The sequence below is a fragment of the Azotobacter armeniacus genome (assembly GCF_054779355.1).
Map to the genome: position 1 here is coordinate 93,334 of NZ_BAAGYK010000105.1, position 781 is coordinate 94,114.

A 781-nucleotide genomic window follows, 5' to 3' on the forward strand; every position below is an offset into this window, starting at 1 on the left:
TCGCTCGCTGCACAACCGGCTGGTGTGGATGCAGGAGGCCTACCGGCTCGGCGACGCGGACACGGTGCTGCAGAAGACCCCGTTCGGCTTCGACGTCTCGGTCTGGGAGTTCTTCTGGCCGCTGATGGTCGGTGCGCGGCTGGTGGTGGCCAACCCGGGCGACCATCGCGACCCGGCGCGGCTGGTCGAGTTGATCCGCCGGCACCGGGTGACCACGCTGCACTTCGTGCCCTCGATGCTGCAGGCCTTCCTCGCGCACGCGGGCATCGAGGCGTGCACGAGCCTCGCGCGCATCGTCTGCAGCGGCGAGGCGCTGCCGGCCGAGGCGCAGAACGCGGTGTTCGAGCGGCTGCCGCAGGCGGCGCTGCACAACCTCTACGGCCCGACCGAGGCGGCCATCGACGTCACCCACTGGAGCTGCCGCAATGACGGGCAGAGCCAGGTGCCGATCGGCCGGCCGCTCGCCGGCATCCGCACCCAGGTGCTCGACGCAGCGCTGAATGCCGTGCCGCCGGGGGTGGCGGGCGAGCTGTACCTGGGCGGGGTGGGACTGGCGCGTGGCTACCTGGGCCGCGCGGGACTGACGGCCGAGCGCTTCGTGGCCGACCCGTTCGACCCGGAGGGCGGCCGGCTGTACCGCACGGGCGACCTGGTGCGCTGGAACGCCGAGGGGCAACTGGAGTACCTGGGGCGCCTCGACCACCAGGTGAAGGTGCGCGGTTTCCGCATCGAGCTGGGCGAGATCGAGGCGCAGCTGCTGGCCCAGCCGGAAGTGCGCGAG

1 protein-coding gene is annotated in these 781 nt (G+C 72.5%); it reads left to right on the forward strand.

The genetic code is table 11. The features are described from left to right. A partial coding sequence (locus tag ACYVD0_RS14520; RefSeq protein ID WP_460427463.1) for an AMP-binding protein occupies nt 1-781 on the forward strand: 781 nt, incomplete at both ends.